Source organism: Pseudomonas sp. PA-4-8C (assembly GCF_021606625.1).
GTDB lineage: Bacteria > Pseudomonadota > Gammaproteobacteria > Pseudomonadales > Pseudomonadaceae > Aquipseudomonas > Aquipseudomonas lactis.
This window is the reverse complement of record NZ_WKCD01000511.1, coordinates 1-1,591: the sequence shown is the minus strand read 5'-3', so window position 1 is coordinate 1,591 and position 1,591 is coordinate 1. Positions and strand designations below refer to the sequence as shown.

At 63.5% G+C, this 1,591-nt stretch carries 2 protein-coding genes; both read left to right on the top strand.

Features of this window, described 5'->3' with window-relative positions; genetic code table 11:
• A partial coding sequence (locus tag GIW04_RS30550; protein WP_236479594.1) for an efflux RND transporter permease subunit occupies nucleotides 1-866 on the top strand: 866 nt, incomplete at its 5' end.
• A 152-nt stretch (nucleotides 867-1,018) separates the two neighbouring features.
• The coding region (locus GIW04_RS30545; RefSeq protein WP_236479593.1) for a TolC family protein at nucleotides 1,019-1,591 on the top strand (573 nt) is incomplete at its 3' end.

Sequence of the window (1,591 nt, the reverse complement as noted above, 5' to 3'; positions counted from 1 at the left end):
ACCAGTACCAGGAGGTGATGGAGGTCAACCCCAAATACGCCCAGGACCCGATCACCCTCAACCAGATGCAGGTGATCACCGCCGACGGCGCACGGGTGCCGTTGTCGACCATTGCCCATTATGAGAACAGCCTGGCCGACGACCGCGTCAGCCATGAAGGCCAGTTTGCTTCGGAGAATATCGCCTTCGACATGGCGCCCGGGGTCACGGTGGAGCAGGGCACGGCGGCCATCGAGCGTGCGATTGCCAAGGTCGGGCTGCCCGAAGACGTGATCGCCAAGATGGCAGGCACTGCCGATGCGTTCGCCGCGACCCAGAAAGGCCAGCCGTTCATGATTCTCGGCGCGCTGGTGGCGGTGTACCTGGTGCTGGGTATTTTGTATGAAAGCTACATTCACCCGCTGACCATCTTGTCTACGTTGCCGTCGGCCGGTGTCGGTGCGTTGTTGGCGATCTACTTGCTGGGCGGCGAGTTCAGCCTGATCTCCTTGCTGGGCTTGTTCCTGTTGATCGGCGTGGTGAAGAAAAACGCGATCCTGATGATCGACCTGGCGCTGCAACTGGAACGCAACGACGGCATGAGCCCGCTGGAGTCGATCCGCAGCGCCTGCCTGTTGCGCCTGCGGCCGATCCTGATGACCACCCTGGCCGCGATCCTCGGTGCCTTGCCGTTGCTGCTCGGCAGCGGCGACGGCGCGGAAATGCGTCACCCGCTGGGCCTGACCATCATTGGCGGCCTGGTGTTCAGCCAGATCCTGACCCTTTACACCACCCCGGTGGTTTACCTTTACCTGGACCGCGCGCGCCACCGCTTCAACGCCTGGCGCGGCGTGCGTACCGATGCTGCCCTGGACACTGCGCTATGACCGACCCAACCCAATCCCCCGTAGCTGCGGGCCTGCTGTGGCGAGGGAGCTTGCTCCCGCTGGGCTGCGAAGCGGCCCCAAAAAAGCCTGGGAGTGCTTCGCCCTCCAGCGGAAGCAAGCTCCCTCGCCACAATAAAGCTGTCGGCAATGGCATGAAGTTATTGGCGATGATGATCTGCGGGTTAATGCTCAGCGCCTGCGCCATTGGCCCTGACTACAAACGCCCGGAGGTCATCGAGCCGGTGCAATTCAAGGAGGCCCAGGGCTGGCGCCAGGCCAACCCCAGCGACTCCCTGGCCCGCGGCGCCTGGTGGGAGCTGTACGGTGACCGTCAACTCAACGACCTGGTGGTGCGCCTCAACGCCTCCAACCAGACCGTCGCCCAGGCCGAAGCGCGTTTTCGTCAGGCAAAGGCCCTGGTGCGCAGCTCACGCGGGGCGTTTTACCCCAGCGTTGACCTGAGCGTTGGCAAAACCCGCGCCAGCCAGGGCACCGGCAGCAGCAGTGCCAGTCTCAGCAGTTCCAGTAGCGGAATTCGCGACACCCTTAACGCCCAGTTAGGCGTGAGTTGGGAAGCCGATATCTGGGGCAAATTGCGCCGTGGCCTGGAGGCCAACGAAGCCAGCGCCGAGGCAAGCTCGGCCGACCTGGCCGCAATGCGCCTGAGCCAACAGTCGGAACTGGTGCAAAGCTACCTGCAATTGCGGGTCATGGACGAGCAGACG